At 68.1% G+C, this 25,315-nt stretch carries 22 protein-coding genes; 11 read left to right on the top strand and 11 right to left on the bottom strand.

Annotated features, from left to right (window positions below; translation table 11 throughout):
• The 3 genes from ASG43_RS04670 (at position 1) to ASG43_RS04660 (ending at position 3,312) form a co-directional block, all read left to right on the top strand.
• Complete coding sequence (locus ASG43_RS04670) at positions 1-1,149, top strand: ATP phosphoribosyltransferase regulatory subunit (protein WP_056500695.1); 1,149 nt, start codon at positions 1-3, stop codon at positions 1,147-1,149.
• Positions 1,146-1,859 (top strand): ATP phosphoribosyltransferase, encoded by a 714-nt coding sequence (hisG, locus tag ASG43_RS04665; protein WP_056500694.1) that lies wholly within the window; start codon positions 1,146-1,148, stop codon positions 1,857-1,859. The genes ASG43_RS04670 and hisG overlap by 4 nt, the downstream gene beginning before the upstream one ends.
• A 127-nt stretch (positions 1,860-1,986) precedes the next feature.
• On the top strand, positions 1,987-3,312 hold the full coding sequence (locus ASG43_RS04660; RefSeq protein ID WP_082490597.1) for a diguanylate cyclase: 1,326 nt from the start codon (positions 1,987-1,989) through the stop codon (positions 3,310-3,312).
• 46 nt (positions 3,313-3,358) lie between these two features.
• Here the strand turns inward: ASG43_RS04660 and fumC are convergent, their stop codons facing one another.
• The 10 genes from fumC to ASG43_RS04610 form a co-directional block, all read right to left on the bottom strand.
• On the bottom strand, positions 3,359-4,747 hold the full coding sequence (gene fumC, locus ASG43_RS04655) for a class II fumarate hydratase (RefSeq protein WP_056500691.1): 1,389 nt from the start codon (positions 4,745-4,747) through the stop codon (positions 3,359-3,361).
• Positions 4,748-4,921: 174 nt separating this feature from the next.
• Complete coding sequence (locus ASG43_RS04650; RefSeq protein WP_162244670.1) at positions 4,922-5,560, bottom strand: zeta toxin family protein; 639 nt, start codon at positions 5,558-5,560, stop codon at positions 4,922-4,924.
• Positions 5,553-5,771, bottom strand: a complete 219-nt coding sequence (locus tag ASG43_RS22540) for a hypothetical protein (RefSeq protein WP_056500687.1) — start codon at positions 5,769-5,771, stop codon at positions 5,553-5,555. The genes ASG43_RS04650 and ASG43_RS22540 overlap by 8 nt, the downstream gene beginning before the upstream one ends.
• Before the next feature lie 69 nt (positions 5,772-5,840).
• Positions 5,841-6,485, bottom strand: coding sequence for a hypothetical protein (locus tag ASG43_RS04640; RefSeq protein WP_056500684.1), 645 nt, complete (start codon positions 6,483-6,485; stop codon positions 5,841-5,843).
• Between the two features lie 11 nt (positions 6,486-6,496).
• On the bottom strand, positions 6,497-8,650 hold the full coding sequence (locus ASG43_RS04635) for a xanthine dehydrogenase family protein molybdopterin-binding subunit (RefSeq protein WP_056500681.1): 2,154 nt from the start codon (positions 8,648-8,650) through the stop codon (positions 6,497-6,499).
• A gap of 4 nt (positions 8,651-8,654) precedes the next feature.
• Positions 8,655-9,113 (bottom strand): (2Fe-2S)-binding protein, encoded by a 459-nt coding sequence (locus ASG43_RS04630; protein ID WP_056500678.1) that lies wholly within the window; start codon positions 9,111-9,113, stop codon positions 8,655-8,657.
• A 309-nt stretch (positions 9,114-9,422) separates the two neighbouring features.
• A complete protein-coding gene (locus tag ASG43_RS04625) occupies positions 9,423-9,608 on the bottom strand; it encodes a CsbD family protein (protein ID WP_200939458.1) in 186 nt (61 codons plus the stop codon).
• Positions 9,609-9,703: 95 nt separating this feature from the next.
• Positions 9,704-10,474 carry a sulfite exporter TauE/SafE family protein gene (locus tag ASG43_RS04620; RefSeq protein WP_056501157.1) on the bottom strand — a complete coding sequence of 257 codons (771 nt, stop codon included), beginning with the start codon at positions 10,472-10,474 and terminating at the stop codon, positions 9,704-9,706.
• Positions 10,475-10,875: 401 nt separating this feature from the next.
• On the bottom strand, positions 10,876-12,531 hold the full coding sequence (gene groL / locus ASG43_RS04615) for a chaperonin GroEL (RefSeq protein WP_056500676.1): 1,656 nt from the start codon (positions 12,529-12,531) through the stop codon (positions 10,876-10,878).
• Positions 12,532-12,609: 78 nt separating this feature from the next.
• Entirely contained in the window at positions 12,610-12,906 is a 297-nt protein-coding gene (locus ASG43_RS04610) for a co-chaperone GroES (protein WP_056500673.1), read from the bottom strand.
• 493 nt (positions 12,907-13,399) lie between these two features.
• Here ASG43_RS04610 and ASG43_RS04605 point away from each other — a divergent pair, with 493 nt between their 5' ends.
• The 4 genes from ASG43_RS04605 to ASG43_RS04590 all read left to right on the top strand — a co-directional run bounded on the left by ASG43_RS04605 (position 13,400) and on the right by ASG43_RS04590 (position 19,454).
• A complete protein-coding gene (locus tag ASG43_RS04605; protein WP_082490647.1) occupies positions 13,400-14,305 on the top strand; it encodes a TIGR01459 family HAD-type hydrolase in 906 nt (301 codons plus the stop codon).
• Complete coding sequence (locus ASG43_RS04600) at positions 14,302-15,285, top strand: bifunctional riboflavin kinase/FAD synthetase (protein WP_056500670.1); 984 nt, start codon at positions 14,302-14,304, stop codon at positions 15,283-15,285. Before ASG43_RS04605 ends, ASG43_RS04600 begins: the two co-directional genes overlap by 4 nt.
• A gap of 278 nt (positions 15,286-15,563) precedes the next feature.
• Positions 15,564-18,596 (top strand): isoleucine--tRNA ligase, encoded by a 3,033-nt coding sequence (ileS, locus tag ASG43_RS04595; protein ID WP_056501156.1) that lies wholly within the window; start codon positions 15,564-15,566, stop codon positions 18,594-18,596.
• A 168-nt stretch (positions 18,597-18,764) separates the two neighbouring features.
• The gene (locus ASG43_RS04590; RefSeq protein WP_056500667.1) at positions 18,765-19,454 is read left to right on the top strand and encodes a hypothetical protein; all 690 of its coding nucleotides are present in this window, start codon (positions 18,765-18,767) and stop codon (positions 19,452-19,454) included.
• A 21-nt stretch (positions 19,455-19,475) separates the two neighbouring features.
• Here ASG43_RS04590 and ASG43_RS04585 read toward each other — a convergent pair whose 3' ends face one another.
• The gene (locus ASG43_RS04585; protein WP_056500664.1) at positions 19,476-19,922 is read right to left on the bottom strand and encodes a nucleoside deaminase; all 447 of its coding nucleotides are present in this window, start codon (positions 19,920-19,922) and stop codon (positions 19,476-19,478) included.
• A gap of 76 nt (positions 19,923-19,998) precedes the next feature.
• Here ASG43_RS04585 and ASG43_RS04580 point away from each other — a divergent pair, with 76 nt between their 5' ends.
• From ASG43_RS04580 to ASG43_RS04565, 4 genes are all read left to right on the top strand, one after another.
• Entirely contained in the window at positions 19,999-21,819 is a 1,821-nt protein-coding gene (locus ASG43_RS04580) for a pseudouridine synthase (RefSeq protein WP_082490595.1), read from the top strand.
• A 9-nt stretch (positions 21,820-21,828) separates the two neighbouring features.
• The gene (gene rsmD, locus ASG43_RS04575; protein ID WP_056500660.1) at positions 21,829-22,401 is read left to right on the top strand and encodes a 16S rRNA (guanine(966)-N(2))-methyltransferase RsmD; all 573 of its coding nucleotides are present in this window, start codon (positions 21,829-21,831) and stop codon (positions 22,399-22,401) included.
• Between the two features lie 66 nt (positions 22,402-22,467).
• Complete coding sequence (locus tag ASG43_RS04570) at positions 22,468-23,925, top strand: pitrilysin family protein (RefSeq protein ID WP_082490594.1); 1,458 nt, start codon at positions 22,468-22,470, stop codon at positions 23,923-23,925.
• A 19-nt stretch (positions 23,926-23,944) separates the two neighbouring features.
• Positions 23,945-25,303, top strand: a complete 1,359-nt coding sequence (locus ASG43_RS04565; RefSeq protein WP_244487966.1) for a pitrilysin family protein — start codon at positions 23,945-23,947, stop codon at positions 25,301-25,303.
• The last annotated feature ends 12 nt before the right edge of the window (positions 25,304-25,315 follow it).

Below are 25,315 nucleotides of genomic sequence, written 5' to 3'. Positions count from 1 at the left end.
ATGAGCCCCGCCGCCGTCGATCCCGCTGGCTTGCCCGCCGGCCCCGATGCCGCGCTGACGCGCCTCTTCGCCGCGCGCGGGGCGGCGATCGTCACCGTGCCGATCCTGCAGCCGGCCGATCCCTATCTCGACACGGCCGGCGAAGCGCTGCGGCGGCGGATCTTCCTGACGCGCGGCGAGGGCGGCGAGCAGCTTTGCCTGCGTCCGGACTTCACCATTCCGGTCTGCCTCGCCCATATCGCGGCGGAGGGCACGCTGCCCGGCCGCTACGCCTATTGCGGCACGGTCTTCCGGCAGCTTCGGGCGGAGGGGTCCGAGTTTCGGCAGGCGGGCCTCGAGGATCTCGGGGACGGCGACCGGGCGGGCGCCGACGCGCGCGCCGTCGCCGACGCGCTGGCCGCGCTGGCCGAGGCCGGTGCGCCGGACGCGCTCGACATCGTCCTCGGCGACCAGGGCCTGTTCGAGGCCGTGCTCGCCGCCCTCGGCCTTCCCGACGGCTGGCAGCGCCGGCTCGTGCGCACCTTCGGCGACGACAAGCTCCTGCGCTCGGCGCTCGACGATCTCGCGCGCCGGGATGGGCAGGCGATCGGCAGCCTCGATCCGGATCTCCACCGCCTCGCCAAGGCCCGCGACCTCGATGCGCTGACGGCGGCCATCGAATCGCGGATGGAGGCGGGCGGATTGTCCGCCCATGCCGGACGCACGCCCGCCGAGATCGCCGGGCGCCTCGTCGAGAAGGTCGCCGTTGCGGAAGCCCGGCTTTCCGAGGCCTCGCTGAAGCTCCTGACGGAGTTTCTCGCCATCGACCTGCCGCTCGACGCGGCCGGCGCCTGGCTGGAGCGCCTCGCCGGCGAGCGGGGGCTGGCGCTCGGCGAGGGGCTCTCCACCTTCGAGGCCAGAAACCGCGCGCTTGCCGAGGCGGGCGTCGATCTGTCCGCGATCCGCTATCGCGCCGCCTTCGGACGGCCGATCGACTACTATACCGGCATGGTCTTCGAGATGCGCCGCAAGGGCCAGCCCGATGCCCTGGCGGGCGGCGGCCGCTACGACCGGCTGCTGACCTTTCTCGGCGCCCGGCAATCCATCCCGGCGGTCGGCTTCTCGCTCTGGCTCGACCGCATCGAGACCGCGCGGAGATCGTTTCGATGACGCTGACCCTTGCGATTCCCTCCAAGGGCCGGATGAAGGACGATGCGGTCGCGAGCCTTGCCCGTGCCGGCATCCACGTCGCCTCGGTGGAGGATTCCCGCTCCTACCGCGCGACCGTCTCCGGCTTCGAGGGCCTCGACGTCGTGCTCCTCTCGGCATCCGAGATCGCGCGCGAGTTGCGCGACGGCGCCATCGATCTCGGCATCACCGGCGAGGATCTCCTGCGCGAGACGATCGGGGATGCCGACGCTCGGACCGAGATCGTCGCGCGGCTCGGCTTCGGGCAGGCCGACGTGATCGTCGCGGTTCCGGAGGCCTGGGTCGACGTCGAAACCATGCAGGATCTCGACGACGTCGCCGCGAGCTTTCGCGCGCGCCATCACCGCCGCATGCGGATCGCCACCAAATATGCGCGGCTGACGCAAGGGTTCTTCTCGCGCGGACACGGCATCCAGAGCTATCGTGTCGTCGAAAGTCTCGGCGCCACGGAGGGCGCGCCGGCGGCCGGGGCGGCGGATATCATCGTCGACATCACCTCGACGGGCTCGACGCTGCGCGCCAACCGGTTGAAGATCCTCGGCGACGGGCTGATCCTCGCCTCCGAAGCCTGCCTCGTGCTGACGCGGGCCGACCGCGCGGCCGAGGACGCCGCCCGCGCCGCCGAACTCCGCCGCCGGTTCGACGACGTCCTGCCGCCCGAACGCGCCTAGCCCTCCGGCGATCCGACTGTTCGCAAAGGACCGGATCGATCCCGAAAGCTCCAATTGCGCCACGGCCCTCAACGGCACATTCAGTATTTTCCAGCAAGGTGCTCACAGGACACGAGAGCACCCGTCGATGGCACGAAACAGCACGAGCGAACGGGCAGCCGCGGAGGCTCTGGCGATCGAGAATCGCCGGGTGGCCGTCGAGGATCCCGCGCTCATGGAGGAGGTCGATCTCTGGCTGTCCGGACGGGCGCGGAACATCCGGTTGAAGGGTCGTCTGCGCGATCTCTACCGGGAGCGGACCTTCAACCAGTCCAGCCTCATCGTGCGCAGCTGGATGGGCTCGCTGCTCGCGCTCGACGTGATGGGCTCCGTTCTGAATTTCGCCCTCCTCGAGCGGGACGTGGCGATCCAGGCTCTCATGCCGTCGCTGATCATCTTCATCGGTGCGCTATCCGTCAGCATCGTGTATCGCGGCCAAAGGATCTCCTATCTCCAGGACGCGGCGCTGATCGCGGCGATGTTCGTGATCCTTCTGTCTCTCGCCCTCTTCGGCGTGCTGGCGGGGCCGGCGTTCTACGAGCGCTATTGCGCCGTCATGATCTTCGTCGCGATCAGCGCGATCGTGATCTTCTCCATCCCGCTGGCGATGACATGGTCGATCGCGGCGATCGCGCTTCTCATCCACGCCGGCATGATGTTCAGCAATCCGCTGATGGACGCCCTCACGGCGGCAACGATGGCGCTCTTCTTCGGTGCCGGTGTCATCGCCACGGTCTTCGCGCGAAGGACCGCCTCGGTCATCGCGCAGAAATCGTTTCTCCTGGCGCTGCGCGATCTCAAGCGCGTTTCCGATCTCGCCGACGCCAACACGCGGCTCGAATTGCTCGCCCGGACCGACGCGCTGACCGGCGTCGCCAACCGGCGCTGGATGACGGAGACGCTGGATGCGCTGTGGAGCGACGATGCGGTCTCGCGCCGGGTCGCGATTCTCATGTGCGACGTCGATCACTTCAAGGGCCTCAACGACGCGCTCGGTCATCTCGAGGGCGATCAATGCCTGCGCGAGGTCGCCCATGTGATCCGCGACTGCATTCGGCCCGGCATCGACCATGTCGCGCGCTATGGCGGCGAGGAATTCCTGGTGCTCTTGTCCGATGTCGACGCGTTCGACGCGCGTCTGGCCGCCGAGCGCATCTGCCGGACCATGGAGGCTGCGCTGTTGCCCAATCCCGGCTCGGGCGTTTCGCGCTACGTGACCGTCAGCATCGGCATCTGCACCAATGACACCAATCCGCCGGTCTCGGCGGAGCGCTTGCAGCGCCATGCCGACGAGGCGCTGTATCTGGCGAAATCGCGGGGCCGCAACCGCGTCGTGGCCTACGAGGAGGCGACCGCCGCGGCCGGCTCTCTGCGTCTGACCTCGTATCTGTCCGAACGGAGCGCGGCGGGATAGGCGTTCGAAGCCGCCGAAGCGGCTCCGAACGTCGTCGCCTGCGCCGTCAGCCGGGGCGCGTCATCGCCGCGGGATCGACGATCCGGTCGTAATCCTCGCCGGTGACGAGGCCCGTCGCGAGCGCCTCCTCGCGGAGCGTCGTGCCGTTCTTGTGGGCCGTCTTGGCGATTTTGGCGGCGGCGTCGTAGCCGATCGTCGGTGCGAGCGCCGTGACGAGCATCAGCGAGCGGTCGAGCGCCGCCTTGATGTTGTCCTCGCGCGCCTCGATCCCGACAACGCAGTTCTCCGCGAAGGAGATGGCGGCGTCGGCGAGAAGCCGGACCGACTGCAGGAAGTTGTAGGCCATGACGGGGTTGAAGACGTTCAACTCGAAATGGCCCTGACTTCCCGCGAAGGTCAGGGCGGCGTGGTTGCCGAAGACCTGGACGCAGACCTGCGTCAGCGCCTCGCACTGCGTCGGGTTGACCTTGCCCGGCATGATGGAGGAGCCCGGCTCGTTCTCCGGCAGCTGCAACTCGCCGAGGCCCGAGCGGGGTCCCGAGCCGAGGAAGCGGATGTCGTTCGCGATCTTGAAGAGCGATGCGGCGACCGTGTTGATCGCACCATGGCTGAAGACCATGGCGTCGTGGGCGGCGAGGGCCTCGAACTTGTTCGGCGCGGTGGTGAAGGGAAGCTTCGTGATCGCGGCGATGCGCTCGGCGACGCCTTGCGCAAAGCCGATCGGCGCGTTCAGCCCGGTGCCGACGGCGGTGCCGCCCTGGGCGAGCTGCATCAGTGCGGGCAGCGTCATCTCGATCCGGGCGATGCCGTTCTCGACCTGCGTCGTGTAGCCGGAGAATTCCTGGCCGAGCGTCAGAGGCGTCGCATCCTGCGTGTGCGTGCGGCCGATCTTGATAATCGGCTCGAAGGCCTTCGCCTTGTCGTCGAGCGCCTTGCGGAGAACGTTCAGCGCCGGCACGAGCCGGTGCACCAGTTCCTCCGAACAGGCGATGTGCATGGCCGTCGGATAGGTGTCGTTCGAGGACTGGCTCATGTTGACGTGGTCGTTCGGATGGACCGGCTTCTTGGAGCCCATCTCGCCGCCCAGCATCTCGATCGCGCGGTTCGAGATCACCTCGTTGGCGTTCATGTTGGACTGCGTGCCGGAGCCCGTCTGCCAGACGACGAGCGGGAAGTGCGCGTCGAGCTTGCCCGCGATCACCTCGTCCGCGGCCTTCACGATGGTCTCGCCGATCGTCGTGTCGAGCCGGCCGAGCGCCATGTTGGTCTCGGCCGCCGCGCGCTTCACGATCCCGAGCGCGCGAACGATCGGCAGCGGCTGCTTCTCCCAGCCGATCTTGAAATTGCCGAGCGAGCGCTGCGCCTGCGCGCCCCAGTACTTGTCGGTCTCGACCTCGATCGGGCCGAACGTGTCGGTCTCGCGACGTGTGCTCATGTGGGCGATGCCTTCTCACGGATCACGGCAGGGTGTCTGTCGAAGCCATACGGGGGGACGCGTCGGATCGGAAGGGGCGGGCGGGGGGTAAAATCGGTTTGAGGGCCGATCAGATCGATGGCGTCGGTCCTGTTCGTTTGGATCCTTGGTCGATCGGACGCAGCATCCCCGGTGCTACGTGTTCATGCCCGCGAGCAGTACCGTTTCAACGTCGAGGTAAAACGCTTCGGCTACCGCACCCGCGAGGCGCAGATGGAGCGAACTCGCTTCATCCAGTCGGTTCTGGATGATCCTGCGACCGTCGATCGTCAGCAACAGAAGAGGCTTCAGTCCGCTATTGTCAAAAACGAGCGCCGTATCCGAGAGCTGAAGCGCTGTGGGAAGACGACCGAATGTCGTCTCATATCGCCTTCGAACGACGATTTCGTCGATGTGGTGACCGCCTGCGATGACACGTTGAGCCACGCGCTCCACGTTGAGATCGGCACTGTCGAGCGCAACGAAGACGAAGGCGATCTCGTAGCCGAGAGCTTTGCAGCGCTCCATGACCTTCAACGACTGTCGGCTGCTGAGTGTCGTTTCGTAGACGAAGCTGCGTCGCTCGCCGAGCATCTCTTCGATGGCGGCCAAGACCAGCCGACCCGCAGCCATCGAAGCCCCTTCCGGATTTTGCGGGGCAAGCTTTCGGGCGACGACATCGGCGTTCACGAATTCGCCGACCGGATCGAGGACGGGGTAGATCGACGATTTGCCGGAGCCATTCGGCCCGGCCAAGATGGTGCAGTATGGCCGCGAAGCTTTGCTCTCAGCCACGAGGGCCGAACTCTGCCTTAATCGTCTCAATGCCATCTTCGATCGTCACCAGGAAACGCCGGCCATCCGGCATTTCCTTGATGTAACCTTCGCCAAGGCTTGGGTCGCTGTAATAGGCAGGCGCGCCCGCCTCTTTCGCGCGTGCCAATGCCATCAAGCCCACTTGCGCGATAAGGTGTTCGTTCTCGCGCAGCTTGTCCAGGATCATCATGGCAGAACCCCTGTCGCCTCGGTGCCTCGATATAAGCGATCGGGAGCCTTTCCGCCAATCCGCTTCGCCTCACCCCGCCGGGCAGTGCGCGCCCGTCGCCGCCCAGGCCTCGTAGAGCGCGCCGAACTGTTCCTGCGTGCCGGGAACGGGTTCCCGGCCCTTGCCGGGGTTCCAGCCCCAGCCGACGAGGTGGTCCTTGCCCATGTGTTCGACGATCTCGGCGAGCGTCTTGCCGCCGTTGCGGTTCTGGTCCTTGATCTGGACGCAGATCTCGGCGAGCGTCTTCCCCTGCCAGGCCATCTCGATCGGCGCGAGGTGCCAGTTGGGATCGCCGGGGATGGACTGGATCCCTTCGGCCTGTGCGACGACGTCGACATTGGCCGGGCCGTGGCAGGTCGTGCACTGCATGCCGGGCAGGCCGAAATTCGCCTCGCCCCGGAAGACCGGCGGCTGGTGAAGCGTCATGTTCATGTTCTGCAGCGGGCGGTCGCCGGCGGGATGGCAGTTCACGCAGCGGGGATGCTGCAGGACCTTGCCGGTCTCCTCGAAGATCGCGACCGAGCGCTTGGTCTCGTCGGCGATGGAATCGAAGTCAGAGACGGCCTTCAACGGCAGGGCGGGCTTGGCGGCTTCCTGCGCCGGGGCTGCCGCCGACACCGCGAGCGGCAGGCCGAGCGCTACGAGGAGACCGGTCGCCGAACGCAGGCGCTTCATCGTCGAAACCCTCACGAGACCACCACGGGAACGATCGGCAGGCGGCGCACCGGCGCGCCGGTGAGGCGGCGCCAGGCATTGGCGACGGCGGGACCGACGGGCGGAACGCCCGGCTCCCCGACGCCGGTCGGCGGCTCGTCGGAGGGCACGATCTCGACGATCACCTCCGGCATCTCGTTGATGCGAAGGGAACGGTAGTCGTGGAAGTTCGACTGGACGATCCGCCCGCCCTCGCCGAGCGTCACCTCGTTGAAGAGAACGGCGCCAAGCCCGTAGCCGACGCCGCCCTCCATCTGGGCACGGATGACGTTCGGGTTGATGGCGGTGCCGCAATCCACGGCGACCCAGACCTTGTGGACGCGGGGAGCGCCGTCGAGCGCGGAGACCTCGACGATCTGCGCCACGTAGGTGCCGAAGCTCTTCACCACGGCGACGCCGCGCATGCGGCCCTCCGGAACGGGCTCACCCCATTTCGCCATTTCGGCGACGGTCTTCAGCGTGCCGCGATGGCGGGGCTCCTTGCCGAGCATCGCCATGCGCCCTTCGACCGGATCCTTGCCGACGCGCTCCAGAAGCTCGTCCACGAAGGTCTCGACGGCAAAGCCCGTATGCGTGTGCCCGACCGAACGCCACCAGAGGGCCGGCACCGGCAGGACCGTGTTGTGCGAGACGACGTGGAGGTTCGGAATGTCGTAGGGCGGGTTCGCCGCACCCTCGACGGAGGTCTCGTCGAGCTCGGCCTTGGCCATGATCGACTGGCCGACGATCGACTGCCGCCAGCCGGTGATGCGGCCGTCCTGGTCGACGGAGGCCTTCATGCGGTGGGCGTACATCGGGCGATAGAAACCGCCGCGAATGTCGTCCTCGCGCGTCCACATGAACTTCACCGGGCGCTTGGCGCCGCTGGCCTTGAAGACCTCGGCGGCCTCGCGGATGAAGGGCGAGCCGAATTGCGCGCGCCGGCCGAAGGAGCCGCCGCCGAGCTGCGTGTTGACGCGCACCCGGGCCGGATCGAGCCCGAGCACTTCCGCGACCGCCGCCTTGTCTTGGCCGGGAAACTGCGCGCCGTTGTAGAGGTCGACCGAGCCGTCGTCGGCCGGCACGAAGACGGCATCCAGCGGCTCCATCGGAGCATGCGCGAGAAAGGGGAAGACGAGGTCGGCCTCGAGCGAAACCGCGCCGTCCTTGGCGAAGGCCTCATCGACATTTCCCGTCTTGGCGGCCTCGAAGCCCTCTTCCTCGTAGAGCTTGACGTAGTCCGCCTCGATCTGTCGCGACGAGCGCGTCTCGGCCTTGTCGAGGTTCCATTCGATGCGCAGGGCCTGACGACCCTTCAGCGCGGCGAACGTGTTCTCGGCGAAGACGGCGACGCCTTGCGGGATCTGCTTCACGTCGACGACGCCCGGAACCGCCAGAGCCTCGGCCGCATCGAAGGACGCGACCGTCGCGCCGAAATGAGCGGGATGGGCGACGCTGGCATAGAGCATGCCGTCCGCCAGCACATCGAGCGTGAAGACCGCCGTTCCGTTCGATTTGGCGACCGTGTCGAGCTTCGGCCGGTCCGTGCCGACGAGGGTGAAGGTCGCGGGGTCCTTCAGGACCGGATTCTCCGGCGGCGTCTCGGCCGCGGCCTTGTCGGCGAAGGCGCCGAAGCCGCTCTCCTTGCCGGACGCGGCGTGCTGGATCCGGCCCTTCTGGACCGTGATCTCGGCGGCCGGCACAGCCCATTCCCGGGCGGCCGCGGCGACGAGCATGGCTTTGGCGGTCGCGCCGGCCTTGCGCATCTGCTCGTAGGAATTGGCGATGGCGGTCGAGCCGCCGGTGCCCTGCAGGCCGAAGGCGAGGTTGGCGTAGATCGTGTCGTCGGCGGGCGAATGGACCGCGCGCATCTGGCTCCAGTCGGCGTCGAGCTCTTCCGCGACGAGGGTGGCGAGGCCTGTGAAGGGCCCCTGGCCGAACTCGATATGCTTGGACAGAATCGTCACCGTGTCGTCGGCGCCGATCTTCACGAAGGCGTTCAGCGCCTGGAGGTCGGGCGCACCGCCTGCGGGAACGCCCTGCGTGGCCATGGCCGCGAAGCCCTTCGGCGCGAGGGCCAAGCCGATGACGAGGCCGCTGCCGGCGATGAAGGCGCGGCGGCTCGGACGAAAATCGTGGAGGGTCATGGTCTCAGCCTTCCATCGAAGTCGCGGCGTCGTGGATGGCCTGACGGATGCGCTGATAGGTGGCGCAGCGGCAGATGTTGCCGGCCATGGCGCCGTCGATGTCGGCATCGCTAGGCTTCGGGACGGTCTGGAGCAGCGAGACGGCGGACATGATCTGTCCGGACTGGCAGTAGCCGCATTGCGGCACGTCGATCGCGATCCACGCCTTCTGGACCGCCTCGGCTTCGGCGCCGGCGAGACCTTCGATGGTGACGATGTCGGAGCCTTCCGCCGTGGAGATCGGCGTGACGCAGGCGCGGCGGGTCATCCCGTCCATGTGGACCGTGCAGGCGCCGCACTGGGCGACGCCGCAACCGTATTTCGTGCCGGTCAGCTTCTCGACGTCGCGGATCACCCAGAGAAGGGGCGTTTCGGGATCGCCGTCGAAGGTGCGTTCCGAGCCATTGAGCGTGAAGGTGATCAAGCTCGTTCTCCTTCTTCCCTTGAATGCAGAGCGCCCGGCGCGCCGGTCAGGCCGGCGGCGAACCGCGTCCTGCCGCCGTCCGGCGGTAAAACCGTCCCGCAGGAGGCGGCCTCTTCGACAGGGTTCCAGACTGACAGATGGTTCCGGTCTCTGGAAGGCAAGGGAGGCGTTTCAATTTCACGATGTCGTGGACAGGCCGGTCGCCCATCGGAAAGGACGCCGAACGGATCGCCCGCACGTCGAATCGCGCATGAAAAAGGCCGCTCCCTTTCGGAAGCGGCCCCACATTTCGATCCGGAAGGGATCAGGTCAGCTGAACTGATCCTTGACCGCGCCCTTCACCTTCCCGGCATTCTTCTCGACCTTGCCTTCGGTCTGCTGGATCTCGCCTTCGGCTTCCATCCGCTCGTTGCCGACCAGCTTGCCGGCTGCTTCCTTGATGGCGCCGCCCGCCTGCTTGAGGGTACCGGTGACTTCGTGCTTGTCGATGGCCATGGTCGATGTCCTTGAGCTATGTGCCGGCGCCGGTCGCGCCTGGCTTCCCCTCTACAATGCGGGCGCCGACGGCACGTTCCCACCTAACCAAACATTCATCCAATGAGCTGATAAGCCTGCGTTACCGACAGGATGCAGATCGTCATTCCGACCGCGCGCAGGAGCCAATCCTGTGGAATGACGCGCACCAGGTACCCGGCGAAGGGCGCCACGACGAGGCCGCCGAGGATGAGGCCCCCGACGGCGAAGGCGTTGGAGACGAGGTCCGGCGCGTCTTCCCAGTGTCCGGTGATCAGCGCGACGACGAAGCTCAGCGAGACGGCGAGAGCGACGAGGAACTCCGCCGAATTGACCGTTCCGATGACGTAGCGCGGCTGGCCGCCCGCGCCGAGAAGACCGGACGTCACGATCGGCCCCCAGCCGCCGCCGCCGATGGAATCGAGAAGCCCTCCGGCGGTCGCGAGCGGCGGCACGACGAGCGGCGGGATCGGCTTGCGGGGAATGTGACGGAAGGAGCGGACGAGCAGGAAGACACCGATCAGGCCGAGATAGATCGCGATATACGGCTTCAGCACATCGCCCGACAGGCCGGTCAGGACATAGGTGCCGAGCACGCCGCCGAGGACGCCGAACGGCACCAGCTTCCAGAACAGCTTCCAGTCGATGTTCCGGTTGAGGATGTGTCCCGTGCCGGAGGCCGCCGTCGTGAAGAGCTCGGCGGCATGGACGGACGCGGAGGCCTGAGCCGGCGCGATGCCGAAGGACAGGAGGACGGTCGAGGAAATGACGCCGTAGGCCATGCCGAGGGCGCCGTCGACGAGCTGGGCGATCGCGCCGACGAAGAAGAACAAGAGAAAGTCTGTCATGCGGGTTCCGGTGATGGGCTGCCGCGCATCCATACGTGAGGGAAGGGCGATCTGTCTTCAGTCGAAGAGGATCGAACGCGCCAGGGCGTTCGCCGATCGGCCTTCGTCTTCGTCGACTCCAATCGATCGGCCGCTGGTCGGTCAAGGGAAGGGGCCTCCGCCTTCCGGAGATCCGGAGGCCGAGAATGCCGAAGAGCGCATCGGGAGACGAGACGTGCCGGCCGACGCCTCGATCCGGTTCGGCCGTCGCCCGCCGCACGATCACGAGGCGACGCGCCGGTGGAATCGCTCCGCCTTCGCTCATCTCCGTCCGACGGGAGAAGCGTTGAACGAGAAAGGGCTCGGCGTTTCCGCCGAGCCCCTGATCATCGCATTCGACCGGAGGGCCGAGTGGCCGGACTTTAGAAGTCCATGCCGCCCATGCCGCCCATGCCGCCGCCCATGCCGCCCGGCATGCCGCCGCCGGCGCCCGAGTCCTTCTTGGGGGCCTCGGAGATCATGGCTTCGGTGGTGACGAGCAGGCCGGCGACCGAAGCCGCGTCCTGGAGAGCGGAGCGAACGACCTTGACGGGATCGACGATGCCCATCTGGATCATGTCGCCGTACTCGCCGGTGGCCGCGTTGTAGCCGAAGGTCTGCGAGGCGTTCTCGAGGACCTTGCCGACGACGATGGAGCCTTCGGCGCCCGCGTTGATGACGATCTGGCGAAGCGGAGCCTGGAGAGCGCGGCGCACGATGGTGATGCCGGCTTCCTGGTCCTGGTTCTCGCCCTTGATCGTCAGGGCGTTGGAGGCGCGCAGCAGCGCGACGCCGCCGCCGGCCACGATGCCTTCTTCGACGGCCGCGCGGGTCGCGTTGAGGGCGTCGTCGACGCGGTCCTTCTTCTCCTTGACTTCGACTTCGGTCGCGCCGCCGACGCGGATGACCGCGACGCCGCCTGCGAGCTTGGCCAGACGCTCCTGGAGCTTCTCGCGGTCGTAGTCCGAGGTCGTCTCCTCGATCTGACCCTTGATCTGGCCGACGCGGGCCTGGATCTGCGCGGTTTCGCCCGCACCGTCGACGATCGTGGTGTTCTCCTTGGTGATGGAGACCTTCTTGGCGCGGCCGAGCATGTCGAGCGTGACGTTCTCGAGCTTGATGCCGAGGTCTTCGGAGATGACCTGGCCGCCGGAGAGAACGGCGATGTCCTCGAGCATGGCCTTGCGGCGATCACCGAAGCCCGGCGCCTTGACGGCGGCGATCTTCAGGCCGCCACGCAGCTTGTTGACGACGAGCGTGGCGAGAGCCTCGCCCTCGACGTCCTCGGAGATGATGAGGAGCGGCTTGCCCGACTGGACGACCTGCTCGAGAACCGGCAGCATCGCCTGGAGGTTCGAGAGCTTCTTCTCGTGCAGGAGGATGTAGGGATCCTCGAGCTCGGCGACCATCTTCTCGGCGTTGGTCACGAAGTAGGGGGAGAGGTAGCCGCGGTCGAACTGCATGCCTTCGACGACTTCGAGCTCGGTCTCGGCGGTCTTGGCTTCCTCGACGGTGATGACACCCTCGTTGCCGACCTTCTGCATCGCCGAAGCGATCATCTGGCCGATTTCCTTCTCGCCGTTGGCGGAGATGGTGCCGACCTGGGCGACCTCGTCGGAGGTCTCGATCTTGCGGGCCGAGGACAGTAGGGACTCGACGACCTTGGCGACGGCCATGTCGATGCCGCGCTTCAGATCCATCGGGTTCATGCCGGCGGCGACCGCCTTGCCGCCCTCGCGGACGATGGCCTGGGCCAGAACCGTCGCGGTGGTGGTGCCGTCGCCGGCCTTGTCGTTGGTCTTCGAGGCCACTTCGCGCAGCATCTGCGCGCCCATGTTCTCGAACTTGTCCTCGAGCTCGATCTCCTTGGCGACGGAGACGCCGTCCTTGGTGATGCGCGGAGCGCCGAAGGACTTGTCGATGACGACGTTGCGGCCCTTGGGGCCGAGCGTTACCTTGACGGCATCCGCGAGGATGTCGACGCCGCGCAGCATGCGTTCGCGAGCGTCACGGCCGAACTTGACTTCTTTGGCTGCCATGTGAGTGGTCTCCTCGACGCGCCCGAAGGCCGCGTCGTTTCAGATGAGGTGGACGGGATCAGAGGTCGCGGCGATGACTCAGCCGACGATGCCCATGATGTCGGATTCCTTCATGATCAGCAGGTCTTCGCCATTCAGCTTGACCTCGGTGCCCGACCACTTGCCGAACAGCACGCGATCGCCGGCCTTGACGTCGAGCGGCTGAACCTTGCCGCTTTCGTCGCGGGCGCCCGGACCTGCAGCGACGATCTCGCCTTCCTGCGGCTTCTCCTTGGCGGTGTCGGGGATGATGATGCCGCCGGCCGACTTGGTCTCGGACTCGACGCGCTTCACAACGACGCGGTCATGAAGAGGACGAAAGTTGACTGTAGCCATGGGTCTGGAACCTTCAGCTCGATAGATGAAAACCGGACCCTCGAGCGGCATCCGGTCCTGTTGGTTGGCACTCACCTCGGGTGAGTGCTAGCGGTTTGGAGATAGGTGCCGGGACCCCGTTCTGTCAAGCTTGGCGCCAGCGCCAAATGCCTCCGATTCCCTCGAAGACGCCGTGTCCGCGATGGTTTTTGCGTTCCGCAACAGAGGCTTGCGTATCTTGAGCCGGGATGCGCAAATTTCGGGGACGACGCGATCTTCGCAGAGCCGGCCGCCGACCCTCTCGCACGATCCCGCCGACCGGGCCTCCGTCTGCGCGAAGAGAGGCAGCCTCGTTTCCCATGCGGAAGCGCGCGCATCTCTCCCGCGGCCCGATCCGCCTCGGCTTGACCCCGGGCGAACGCGACACTATCGCGAAAGCCCGATCATCCCTCGATCCCCTCACGAGCGCACGGCTCTCGACGTCCTGACGATGCGTGGCCTGGAAGGCGAAACGATGCCGAGCACAATCGATCCTTCGACGGCCGCCGCCTCGACAGCACCGCAGACGCGCGCGCGCGCCGCCGCCGAACCGATGTCCGTCCGGGGCCTTTCCGAGATCGTCGGCGGCTACGCGGCGATCTTCTGCGACATCTGGGGCGTCCTGCACAACGGCGAGGAGAAGTCGGCGTCCGCGGAGGCCGCTCTCCTGGCGGCCCGCGCGGACGGCGCCACGGTGATCCTCGTTTCCAATTCGCCGCGCACCTCGATGGCGGTCGGCGGCCAGCTCGACGCGATGCACGTCTCGCGCGACGCCTATGACGCGATCGTCACCTCCGGCGACGTCACGCGCGCGCTCGTCGCCGCCGGCGGGCGCCGGGTCTACCATCTCGGCCCGACGCGCGACCGCGATCTCTTCGAGGGGCTCGACATCTCGTGCGTCGGGGAGGACGAGGCCGAGATCATCGTGGCGACCGGGCTCTTCAACGACGAGGTGGACGTGCCGGAGGACTATGCCGGACAGCTTGCGCGCCTGAAAGAGCGGGACCTCCCCATGATCTGCGCCAATCCCGACATCATCGTCCATCGCGGCGGCCGTCTCATCTGGTGCGCCGGCGCCCTGGCGCGGGACTATGTAGCCTTGGGCGGCGAGGTCCGCATGGCCGGCAAGCCGCATGCGCCGATCTATGCGGTGGCCGAGGAGCGGGCGGGCGTGTCCGACCGCTCGCGGATTCTCGCCGTCGGAGACGGTCTCAACACCGACATCCGCGGGGCGAACGCGGCCGGCATCGATGCGCTGCTGGTGGTCGGGGGCATCCACGGCGAGGAGCTCGGCGGTGCCGAGGTCCAGGCCCTGGCGCTGGGCGAGGCCTTGGCCAGCCAGTCGCTGACCACCCGATACTTCATGCCCGCCCTGGCATGACCGAGCCCGCGATCCGCCGTCTCGCCGATCCCGCCGCGCTGCCCGCCGATCTGTCGGGCGGCGTCGTTGCGATCGGCAATTTCGACGGCGTCCATCGAGGCCATCAGAGCGTCCTCGCGACCGCGCACGCCATCGCCGCGAGCTTGTCGCGTCCGCTCCTCTGCCTGACCTTCGAGCCGCATCCGCGCACGGTCTTCGCGCCGCATCGTCCGGTGCCGCGATTGACGCCGGCCCCGATGAAGGCTCGGATCCTCGACGCGCTCGGCTTCGCCGCCGTGGTGGAGCATCCGTTCGACCGCGCCTTCGCCGCGCTGTCGGCGGAGGATTTCGTGCGGCGCGTCCTCGTGGAAGAGCTGAAGGCCCGCCACGTCGTCGTCGGCTTCGATTTCCAGTTCGGCGCGGAGCGGCAGGGAACGCCGCTCTTTCTCGCCGAGGCCGCGGTTCGGCATGGTTTCGGCGTCACGGTCGTCGAGGCCTTCGCCGACGAGGGCGGCAAGGCCGTCTCGTCGAGCCGCATCCGCGCGCATCTCTCCGCCGGCGAGGTGGCCGAGGCGGCCGCGATGCTCGGCTATCGCTGGACGCTCGAGGCGGTGGTCACCGGCGGGCAGCAGTTGGGTCGAACGCTCGGCTACCCCACCGCCAACATGGTCCTGTCCGACGACGGCATGCTCGGCCACGGCATTTATGCCGTCAACTTCCGCCGGGCCGACGGCACGCTGCATGGCGGCGTCGCGAGCTACGGGCGCCGGCCGACCTTCGACAACGGCGCCGCGATCTTCGAGACCTTCCTTTTCGACTTCACCGGCGATCTCTACGGCGAGACCTGCGAGGTCTCGCTCTTCTCCTTCCTGCGCGGCGAAGAGAAGTTCGCCGGGGTCGAGGCGCTGGTGCAGCAGATGGACCGGGACGCCGAGGCGGCGCGCGCCGTCCTCGCGGGGGCCGAGCCCCTGTCGCCGCTCGATCGGGCCGTCGCCTTCTGAGCCGAGCCGGCGGCGGGAACATGAGCCGGGGTGTCGGGCCTTCGCGAAACATCTTGTCGGAGCCCGCGCGAGAGCGGTAGAGAAACGGCGATGAGCGCTCTCGACCTTTTCCGGCGAATTATACGCCCGGCTCCGCGCGCGGCCTGACGGCCGTCCTCGCGGAGACCGGGATCCGTCTTCGCCTGCCTGCCCGCGCCACGCCCGGGCATCCCGATATCGAAGGCCATGCGCGCTCCCGCAGCGGAGCGACGATGCCGAACCGCCGAGAAGCTGACGACATGAGCGCCGACGCCGCGATCGACTATTCCAAGACCCTCTATCTCCCCGAGACCGAGTTCCCGATGCGCGCGGGCCTGCCGCAGAAGGAGCCGGAGATCGTCGCGCGCTGGGACGCCGAGGATCTCTACCGGACCTTGCGCGAAGACTCGGCGGGGCGGCCGAAATACGTGCTCCACGACGGCCCGCCCTATGCCAACGGTCAGCTCCACATCGGGCATGCGCTGAACAAGATCCTGAAGGACGTCATCACGCGCTCCTTTCAGATGCGCGGTTTCGACGCCAATTACGTGCCGGGCTGGGATTGCCACGGCCTTCCCATCGAGTGGAAGATCGAGGAGCAGTACCGCGCCAAGGGCCGCAACAAGGACGAGATCCCGGTCAACGAGTTCCGCGCCGAGTGTCGCGACTTCGCCGCCCATTGGGTGGGTGTCCAATCGGCCGAGTTCCGTCGCCTCGGCGTCGAGGGCGACTTCAAGAACCCCTATCTCACCATGGCCTTCCCCGCCGAAAGCGTGATCGCGGGCGAACTCCTGAAGTTCGCGATGTCGGGACAGCTCTACCGCGGCTCGAAGCCCGTCATGTGGTCGGTGGTCGAGAAGACCGCGCTGGCCGAGGCCGAGATCGAATACGAGGACTACGAGTCCGATACGGTCTGGGTGAAGTTTCCCGTCCGGGCCGCGGAACACGGCTTCACGCCATCGTTCAAGGGCGGCATATCCGGTTTTCCCAAGGCGGGCGCTGCCGACGCCGGACCGCTCGACGGCGCTTCGGTCGTCATCTGGACGACGACGCCCTGGACGATGCCGGGCAACCGGGCGATCACCTATCATCGGAAGATCGCCTACGGCCTCTACGAGGTGACGGCCCCGGACGACGCGGCGCAGCCGCGCTGGGCCCGGTTCGGCGAGCGCTTCGTGCTGGCCGACAAGCTGGCCGCCGAGGTCTTCGCCAAGGCGCGCGTCGAGGCCGGCGGCTTCACGCGTCTGGCGGACGTGGCGCCCGAGGATCTCGAGGCGCTGACCGTCGATCATCCCTTGAAGGGGCTCGGAGGCGGATACGAATTCGCCGTTCCGCTGCTGTTCGGCGCGCATGTGACCGACGATGCCGGCACCGGCTTCGTCCACACCGCGCCCGGACACGGCCGCGAGGATTTCGAGGCCTTCATGGATGCGCGCCGCGATCTGGAAGCGCGCGGCATCGACGCCACCATCCCCTTCACCGTCGACGACGACGGTTTCTACACCAAGGATGCGCCGGGCTTCGGCCCGGATGCCGAGGGCGGGCCGGCGCGGGTCATCGACGACAAGGGCAAGAAGGGCGACGCCAACAAGCGCGTCATCGAGGCGCTCGTCGCGCAGGGCAATCTTCTGGCGCGCGGGCGACTGAAGCACCAGTATCCCCATTCCTGGCGCTCCAAGAAGCCGATCATCTTCCGCAACACGCCCCAATGGTTCGTCCACATGGACAAGGATCTTTGCGGCTACGGTCTGCCGGACGGCGCGTCCGCGACGAACGACACGCTGCGAGGCCGAGCGCTTCGCGCCATCTCCGAGACCCGCTTCGTGCCCGCCACGGGCCAGAATCGGCTCCACGCGATGATCGCGGATCGTCCGGACTGGGTGCTGTCGCGCCAGCGCGCCTGGGGCGTGCCGATCTGCGTCTTCGTCGACGAGGACGGCCAGGTGCTTAAGGACGAGGCGGTGAACGCGCGCATCCTCGAAGCCTTCGCGGCGGAGGGCGCGGACGCCTGGTTCGCCGACGGGGCCAAGGAGCGCTTCCTCGGCAACGGTCATGACGGAAAGACGTGGACCATGGTCCGCGACATTCTCGACGTCTGGTTTGATTCCGGCTCGACCCACGCCTTCTGCCTGGAGACGCGGCCGGATCTCAAATGGCCGGCCGATCTCTATCTCGAAGGCTCCGACCAGCATCGCGGCTGGTTCCACTCCTCGCTCCTGGAATCGGCGGGCACGCGCGGCCGCGCGCCCTACGACGCGGTGCTGACGCACGGCTTCGTCATGGACGAGGAGGGGCGCAAGATGTCCAAATCCCTCGGCAACGTCGTGACGCCGCAGGAGGTGATCCAGCAGTCGGGCGCCGACATCCTGCGTCTCTGGGTCGTGTCGTCGGACTATTCGGAGGACCTGCGCCTCGGCAAGACGATCCTTCAGACCAACATCGACGCCTATCGCAAGCTGCGCAACACGATCCGCTGGATGCTCGGCACGCTCGCGCACGACACGGGCGCCAGCGTTCCCGTCGCCGACATGCCCGAACTGGAGCGGCTGATGCTGCACCGGCTGGCCGAGCTCGACGCCGTGGTGCGCGCCGGCTACGACGCCTTCGACTTCAAGCGCGTGGCGCGGACGCTCCTCGACTTCTCCGTGATCGAACTCTCCGCCTTCTATTTCGACATCCGCAAGGACGCGCTCTATTGCGACGGGCCGTCCTCGCCGCGCCGGCTCGCCGCGCTGCAGGTGGTGCGCGAGATCTTCGATCGTCTCGTCACATGGCTCGCCCCCATGCTGCCCTTCACCATGGAGGAGGCCTGGGGCTCGCGCCATGCCGGCGCGCGATCGGTGCATCGGGAGCAGTTCCGCGCCGTCGATCCCGCCTGGACGGACGAAGCCCTGGCGGCGAAATGGGCGAAGATCCGGCGGGTGCGCCGCGTCGTTCTCGGCGCGCTCGAAGAGGAGCGCCGCGCCAAGCGGATCGGCTCCTCGCTGGAGGCCGCGCCCGTCGTCCACATCGCCGACGACGACCTGCGGTCGCTCGCGGCCTCGCTCGACTTTGCCGAGATCGCCATCACGAGCGGCATCGAGATCGTCGGCGATCCCGCGCCCGAGGGGGCGTTCACGCTGCCGGACGTGCCGGGAATCGCCGTGGTGCCGAAGCCGGCGTCCGGCAGGAAATGCGCGCGTTCCTGGCGCATCACGGACGATGTCGGGTCCGATCCGGCGTTTCCCGACGTTTCGGCGCGCGATGCCGCAGCGCTCCGCGAGTTGAAGGCGCTGGGACGGCTCGGCTCTTAAGCCTGTCCCCATGTTGCGGGCGCGCCACTCGTGCCCGTTTCTTGCCTCCGGGCGGGAACTCTTTTAAGAAGAGCCCGCAATTCCACCCATTTTTCATGGGACGTCCGCCGGCCGGTCGCGAAGGTCGCGGTCGACACGGATCCAGTCGGCGAGGGGGCCGAGCGCCAGATGATGCTTCGACAGTTCAGCCGCCTTTCGACCACCACGCTCGTTCTCGGCGCGGGCTTGGCATTGTCCGGCTGCCTCGGCCCGACCTATGGGACGGGCCAGTCCCAGGGCGAGCAGTTGTTCAACGATCTCGACGGGATGTTGACGCTCGGGTCCTCGAACAAGCAGAACATCGACTACACGCCCCGCGCCGAGTTGGTGAAGCCCAAGCAGATCGGCGCCTTGCCGACGCCTCAGGAAAAGGTGGACGCGGCGCGCGATCCGAACTGGCCGGAATCGCCGGAGCAGCGCAGCGCCCGTATCAAGGCTGCGGCCGATGCCGAGGCGGACGGACGCGACGGCGCCATTCCTGCGAGCACGATGCTGGCCGATCGGGAGGGCATCGACCCCGACGTGGTCGCGGCGAACACGCGCGGCAGTGCCGGCGCCGGCGACAATGGACGCGGCTCGACCACGTTGTCGGCTGGGGAGATGAAGGACGGCGGCGCGGCCTTCCGCGAGCGCCTGAAGGAAACCAAGCAGGGCAGCCCGACGCAGCGCAAGTATCTCTCCGAGCCGCCGATCGCCTATCGACAGCCTTCGGGCGCCGCGCCGGTCGGCGACCCCGGCCTCGACGAGGCCGTGAAGGAGGCGCGCTACAAGAAGGACGAGGGCTTCGGCTCCAAGATCCGCAGCCTTCTGCCGTTCTAAGCGCCGCCGGCGCCCGGCGCTTCAGCGCCTGCGGCGGAAGAAGTCCGTTAGGATCTCGGCCGCCTCGCGCTCGGCGAAGCCGGAATAGACCTCCGGCGCATGATGGCAGGTGGCCTGCGAAAAGAATCGCGGACCATTGTCGACCGCTCCGCCCTTGACGTCGCCCGCGCCGAAGTAGAGGCGGCGGAGGCGGGCGAAGGAGATCGCGCCCGCGCACATGGCGCAGGGCTCCAGCGTGACGTAGAGGTCGCAGCCGATCAGCCGCTCCCGGGAAAGGCGGCGCGCTGCCTGCCGGATCGCGAGGATCTCGGCATGGGCGGTCGGATCGAAGAGCTCGCGCGTGCGGTTGCCGGCGCTGGCGACGACGACCTCCTCGCAGACGATCACGGCGCCGACGGGCACTTCCCCCCGTGCGGCCGCCGCACGCGCTTCCTCGAGCGCCAGTTCCATGGGATTTGCGCGACGCATATCCGTCCTCTCGCCCGCGGCGTCTCGCACGGGCCATGGGGACCTGATAACGGTCGTTGCGAAAAGGGCCAAGACGATGACCGACAAGAGCGACGACACTTCCGGAAAAGACGACGGCTCGCGGCCGCGCAGCGGCGGCTGGGGCGCCGAGAACCGTCCGCAGGGCGGAGGCGCCGGCGACGGCGAGAAGCGCCGCGTCTTCAAGCCGCGCCCGCTCGGCGATGGCCCCCGCCCGGCGCGGGCCGACAAACCCGCCGGCACGGGACCGCGCAAGAGCTTCGGGCGTCCGGTCGAGTCGCAGGACCGCCGCGAGGGCCGGGTCGTCAAACCGCGGCCGCTCGTCGCCGACGGCGTGCCGAAGCGCTCCTCCGCCCGCGACGTGCCGCGCGAGACGGGCGAAGGGCCGCGCAAGCCGCGCCGCGAGGCCGCATCCTCGGAAGCGGCGGGTCCTGAGCGGATCGCCAAGCGCCTCGCGCGGGCCGGCATCGCGTCGCGCCGGGATGCCGAAGGCATGATCGCGGACGGCCGCGTGAAGCTGAACGGCAAGCTCCTGACCTCGCCCGCCGTGACCGTGACCGCGTCCGACCGGATCGAGGTCGACAACGAAGCGCTGCCCGCGATCGAGCGCACGCGTCTCTGGCTCTTCCACAAGCCGGCCGGGGTCGTCACCACCAACCGCGACCCGGAGGGCCGCCCGACCGTGTTCGATCGCCTGCCGGAAGACCTGCCGCGCGTGCTCTCGGTCGGCCGTCTCGACATCAACACGGAGGGGCTTCTCCTCCTCACCAATGACGGCGGTCTGTCGCGCATCCTGGAACTGCCGGCGACGGGCTGGCTGCGGCGCTACCGCGTTCGGGCCTTCGGCTCGGTGACGCAGGCGCAGCTCGACGAGCTTCGCCAGGGCATCGCGATCGACGGTGTCTTCTACGGGGCCATCGAGGCGACCCTGGATTCGCAGAAGGGCCACAATGTCTGGCTGACGCTCGGCCTTCGCGAAGGCAAGAACCGTGAGGTCAAGCGCATCCTCGGCCATCTCGGCCTCGACGTGAACCGTCTGATCCGCCTGTCCTTCGGGCCGTTCCAGCTCGGCGACCTTCCGGAAGGCGCGGTGCGCGAGATCAAGGGCCGCATGCTGCGCGACCAGCTGGGCGAGCGTCTCATCGAGGAGTCCGGCGCCGATTTCGACGCGCCGATCGTCAACACCTTCACCAACAAGGTCGTCGAAGCGGAGCGGCCCGATCCGGCCGAGCGCAAGGCGAAGGCCGCTGGGGCGGAGTCCAGCGAATGGGTCTCGGCGACGGAATCGCGGCCGAACAAGAAGAAGTTCGGCGCGGCCAAGCGAGAGGATGCGCTGGGCCGTCTCGACACGCGCCCGCAGCGCGCCGGCTTCGGCAAGACGGCCGGCGATCGGCCGGAGCGGGGGCCTCGGCCCGATCGCGGCGATCGCCCCGAGCGAGGTCCGCGGCCGGAGCGCACCGAGCGCGGACCTCGGCCCGACCGACCGCCTCGCGACGGCGAGGAGGCGCAAGCGCCGACGCGTCCGGGCGGCGGACGCCGCATGGCCAATGTCTGGATGGCGCCCGGCGCACGCCCGCTCAGCGAGAAGCAGACGCTCGCCCGCGAGGCGCGCGCCAAGCGCCCGGACCGGCCGAAGCCGATCTTCGGCCGCAAGGACGAGGGCGGCGAGGGGCGGAGCGCGCGCCCGGAGGGCGGGCGCGGGAGTGAAGGCCGGCCAACCGGCGCGCCGCGGGGTGCCGCACGGCCGGCCGAAGGCGATCGTCCCTCCCGCGGCCCGTTCAAGGGACCGCGCGGCGGCGATGGCGCGCCCGGCGGCGATCGGCCGCGCCCGCGCGGACCGGGCGGCCCCGGCGGGCCGAAGCGCGGCCCCCGGAGCTAAGGTCCTTCCATGCGGATCGTCGGCGGCGCCTTTCGCGGCCGCACCCTCCTGACGCCCTCCAGCGACCGCATCCGGCCGACGACCGACCGGACGCGGGAGAGCCTCTTCAACATCCTCGATCACGGCATCGGGCACGATCTCGTCGGAGCCCGCGTGCTCGATCTCTTCTCCGGCACCGGCGCGCTCGGCCTGGAGGCGCTGTCGCGCGGCGCGAAATACTGCCTCTTCGTGGAGGAGGGCGCGGAGGGGCGCGGCCTCGTTCGCGGCAATGTCGAGGCCTTCGGCCTCACCGGTGCGACGCGGATCTTCCGGCGCGACGCGACGCGTCTCGGGCCGGCCGGCGGGCAGGGCGTCTTCGATCTCGTCTTTGCCGATCCACCCTATGGCAAAGGCCTCGGAGAGGCGGCGCTGGCGAGCGCGTCGGCGGGGGGATGGCTGGCGCCGGAGGCGCTCTGCGTTCTCGAGGAAGCGGCTTCCGCACCGTTTGCCCTGCCGGACGGTTTCGCCCTCGAAGACAGCCGCGCCATGGGCGATACGGTGCTTCGGTTCCTCCGGGCCTCCGTGACCCTAACAAAAACGTAAATTGCGGCCATCTCCACCCTCGGCCATAGAACCGGCCTCAACGAGCCCTGGCCCGAAGGATCGACGATGACCCGAACTGCCCGGCGCGCCGGCGCCTCCCTCGTCGCGCTTCTGATCGCGATGCCGATCGCCACCGCCCAGACGACGACGCCCCCGACCCAACCGGAAACCGCCGCCGCGACGCCCGCCGAGCGCATGGCCGAGGCCGAGGCCAAGCGCGAGAAGGTCTCGACCTTCACGCTCGCCAACGGGCTCGACGTCGTCGTCCTGCCCGATCGTCGGGCGCCGGTCGTGACGCAGATGGTCTGGTACAAGGCGGGCTCGGCCGACGAACAGCCCGGTACGTCCGGCATCGCTCATTTCCTCGAACACCTGATGTTCAAGGGCACCAAGACGCACAAGGCCGGCGAATTCTCCAATTCCGTCTCCGACATCGGCGGCGAGGAGAACGCCTTCACGACGTCCGACTACACGGCCTATTATCAGCAGGTGCCGGCCGAGGCGCTGGAAACCGTGATGGCCTTCGAGGCCGACCGGATGGAGAACCTCGTTCTCTCCGACGAGGCGGTGCTGCCCGAGCGCAACGTGATCCTCGAGGAGCGCCGCCAGCGCACCGACAACGATCCGGGCTCGCAGCTCTCGGAGGCCGTGCAGGCGACGCTCTTCCAGAACAGCCATTACGGCATTCCGGTCATCGGCTGGCGGCACGAGATGGAGACGCTGTCGCGCGAAGACGCGATCGCCTGGTACGACAAGTTCTACACGCCGAACAACGCGACGCTGATCGTCGCAGGCGACGTTTCCGCCGATCAGGTGAGGACGCTGGCGGAGAAGACCTACGGCAAGGTCCAGCGCCGGGCCGAGCCCGGCGACCGCGCGAAACTCCGCGCGACCGAGCCCGAGCCGGTGGCCGCACGCACGGTGACGCTGACGGATCAGCGCGTGACGCAGCCCTCGTTCAGCCGCGTCTATCTCGTGCCCTCCGATACGACGGCCAAGCCCGGCGAAGCCGAGGCGCTGGACGTGCTCGCCGACGTTCTCGGCGGCGGCGCGACGAGCCGGCTCTATCGCCAGCTCGTCGTCGGCAAGGGGATCGCGGCCAATGTCGGCGCCTACAACGCGTCCTCCGCGCTGAAGGAGGGGCAGTTCGGCTTCTACGCGACGCCGCTCGGCGAGGCCGGCATCGCGCCGCTGGAAGCTGCCATCGACGAGGAGATCGCGAAGGTCCAGGCGGACGGCATCACGCCGGACGAGCTGGAGCGGGCCAAGAACCGCGTGCGCAAGGCCGTGATCTACGAGCGCGACAGCCAGACCTCGCTTGCCCGCCGCTATGGCGCCGCGCTCTCGACCGGGCGCACCATCGCCGATGTCGACAGCTATCCCGAGCGCATCGAAGCCGTCACCGTCGAAGCGGTGAAGCAGGCCGCGGACGCCTATCTCCAGAAGAAGCGCTCCGTCACGGGCTATCTCCTGCCGGCCGACAAGGCCGCCGAGGCGACGCCTGCGACCGAGAACCGCTCCTGATCCCCTTGAGGACGATGCGATGACGATGCTTGCGACGACGACGTTTCCACGGGCCGCCCTCTCCACCGCCCTTCGCGCCGGGGCCGTCCTGTCCTTCACCTTCGGTAGCGCTCTCGCCTTCGCGACGGCGTCCGAAGCCGTCGAGATCCAGGAGGTCACGAGCCCCGGCGGCATCAAGGCGCTGCTCGTCGAGGACTACACCAATCCGCTGATCGCGGTGAACTTCGCCTTCGAGGGTGCCGGCTCCACCGCCGACGCGCCGGGCAAGGAAGGCACGGGAGCGCTGCTCACGGGCATGCTCGACGAGGGCGCCGGCCCGATCGAGAGCGCGCAGTTCCAGTCCAAGCTGGACGAGCTCGGCGTCAGCCTCTCCTTCGATGTCGGCCTCGACAATTTCACCGGCTCCTTCCGCACGATCGTCGAGAACGAGGACGAGGCCTTCGATCTCCTGCGCCTCGCCCTCAACGAGCCGCGCTTCGATCCCGAGCCGGTGGCGCGGATGAAGGCGCAGTTCGTGACGAACATCGTCGCCAGCCTGAACGATCCCGGCGAACTCGCCGGCAAGGCCTGGCGGCAGGCCGTCTTCCCCGATCATCCCTATTCCCGGCCGACCGAAGGCACGGCGCAAACGATGGGCGCGATCACCAAGGAGGACCTCCAGTCCTTCCGGACCAAGGGCTTCGCGCGCGGCAATCTTGTCGTCGGCGTCGTCGGTGCGATCGATGCCGCTGCGCTCGGCCAGAGGCTCGACACGGTCTTCGGAACGCTCGCGGAAAAGCCGGATCTGCCGACCGTGCCGGACGTCTCGCCGGCCATGGGCAAGACCGTCAACGTGCCGCTCGACGTGCCCCAGACCTCCATCCAGTTCGCGCTGCCCGGCGTGAAGCGCGACGATCCCGACTTCTTCGCGGCCTATCTCATGAACCACGTCCTCGGCGGCGGGTCCTTTTCCTCCCGGCTCTATCAGGAGATCCGGGAGAAGCGCGGCCTTGCCTATGGTGCCTCGTCCTATCTCGCCTCCTACGACCACTCCGCCGTCCTCGGTGCAGGCACGGCGACGCGGGCGGACAAGGCGCAGGAAAGCGTCGACATCATCCGCGCGGAGATCAAGCGCATGGCCGAGACCGGGCCGAGCCCGGAGGAGCTGGCCAAGGCCAAGGCCTATGTGACGGGGGCCTATGCGATCCAGAACCTCGACAGCTCCCTGTCGATCGCCTCGACCCTCGTCGGCATCCAACTCGATCGCCTGGGGATCGACTACATCGACAAGCGCAAGGATCTGATCGAAGCCGTCACGATGGAGGACGTCAAGCGGATGGGGCAGAAGCTCCTGTCCGCCGATCCCTCGGTGATCACCGTCGGTCCCGCCGCGTCCTGACGGGGCGGCCGA

Source organism: Aureimonas sp. Leaf454 (assembly GCF_001424685.1).
Taxonomy (GTDB): Bacteria; Pseudomonadota; Alphaproteobacteria; order Rhizobiales; family Rhizobiaceae; genus Plantimonas.
Note: the sequence above shows the minus strand (reverse complement) of the source record. Positions and strands in the feature narration are given on the sequence as shown.

What these genes read in the sequence shown, in the direction of transcription:
- ASG43_RS22540 (WP_056500687.1), bottom strand. Translation starts at nt 5,771, where the DNA reads ATGATGATCCTGGACAAGCTGCGCGAGAACGAACACCTTATCGCGCAA.
- hisG (WP_056500694.1), top strand. Translation starts at nt 1,146, where the DNA reads ATGACGCTGACCCTTGCGATTCCCTCCAAGGGCCGGATGAAGGACGAT.
- ASG43_RS04640 (WP_056500684.1), bottom strand. Translation starts at nt 6,485, where the DNA reads ATGAAGCGCCTGCGTTCGGCGACCGGTCTCCTCGTAGCGCTCGGCCTG.
- ASG43_RS04610 (WP_056500673.1), bottom strand. Translation starts at nt 12,906, where the DNA reads ATGGCTACAGTCAACTTTCGTCCTCTTCATGACCGCGTCGTTGTGAAG.
- ASG43_RS04670 (WP_056500695.1), top strand. Translation starts at nt 1, where the DNA reads ATGAGCCCCGCCGCCGTCGATCCCGCTGGCTTGCCCGCCGGCCCCGAT.
- ASG43_RS04565 (WP_244487966.1), top strand. Translation starts at nt 23,945, where the DNA reads ATGACGATGCTTGCGACGACGACGTTTCCACGGGCCGCCCTCTCCACC.
- ASG43_RS04660 (WP_082490597.1), top strand. Translation starts at nt 1,987, where the DNA reads ATGGCACGAAACAGCACGAGCGAACGGGCAGCCGCGGAGGCTCTGGCG.
- ASG43_RS04590 (WP_056500667.1), top strand. Translation starts at nt 18,765, where the DNA reads ATGATGCTTCGACAGTTCAGCCGCCTTTCGACCACCACGCTCGTTCTC.
- ASG43_RS04635 (WP_056500681.1), bottom strand. Translation starts at nt 8,650, where the DNA reads ATGACCCTCCACGATTTTCGTCCGAGCCGCCGCGCCTTCATCGCCGGC.
- ASG43_RS04585 (WP_056500664.1), bottom strand. Translation starts at nt 19,922, where the DNA reads ATGCGTCGCGCAAATCCCATGGAACTGGCGCTCGAGGAAGCGCGTGCG.
- ASG43_RS04625 (WP_200939458.1), bottom strand. Translation starts at nt 9,608, where the DNA reads ATGGCCATCGACAAGCACGAAGTCACCGGTACCCTCAAGCAGGCGGGC.
- ASG43_RS04620 (WP_056501157.1), bottom strand. Translation starts at nt 10,474, where the DNA reads ATGACAGACTTTCTCTTGTTCTTCTTCGTCGGCGCGATCGCCCAGCTC.
- ileS (WP_056501156.1), top strand. Translation starts at nt 15,564, where the DNA reads ATGAGCGCCGACGCCGCGATCGACTATTCCAAGACCCTCTATCTCCCC.
- groL (WP_056500676.1), bottom strand. Translation starts at nt 12,531, where the DNA reads ATGGCAGCCAAAGAAGTCAAGTTCGGCCGTGACGCTCGCGAACGCATG.
- ASG43_RS04605 (WP_082490647.1), top strand. Translation starts at nt 13,400, where the DNA reads ATGCCGAGCACAATCGATCCTTCGACGGCCGCCGCCTCGACAGCACCG.
- ASG43_RS04580 (WP_082490595.1), top strand. Translation starts at nt 19,999, where the DNA reads ATGACCGACAAGAGCGACGACACTTCCGGAAAAGACGACGGCTCGCGG.
- ASG43_RS04570 (WP_082490594.1), top strand. Translation starts at nt 22,468, where the DNA reads ATGACCCGAACTGCCCGGCGCGCCGGCGCCTCCCTCGTCGCGCTTCTG.
- rsmD (WP_056500660.1), top strand. Translation starts at nt 21,829, where the DNA reads ATGCGGATCGTCGGCGGCGCCTTTCGCGGCCGCACCCTCCTGACGCCC.
- ASG43_RS04600 (WP_056500670.1), top strand. Translation starts at nt 14,302, where the DNA reads ATGACCGAGCCCGCGATCCGCCGTCTCGCCGATCCCGCCGCGCTGCCC.
- fumC (WP_056500691.1), bottom strand. Translation starts at nt 4,747, where the DNA reads ATGAGCACACGTCGCGAGACCGACACGTTCGGCCCGATCGAGGTCGAG.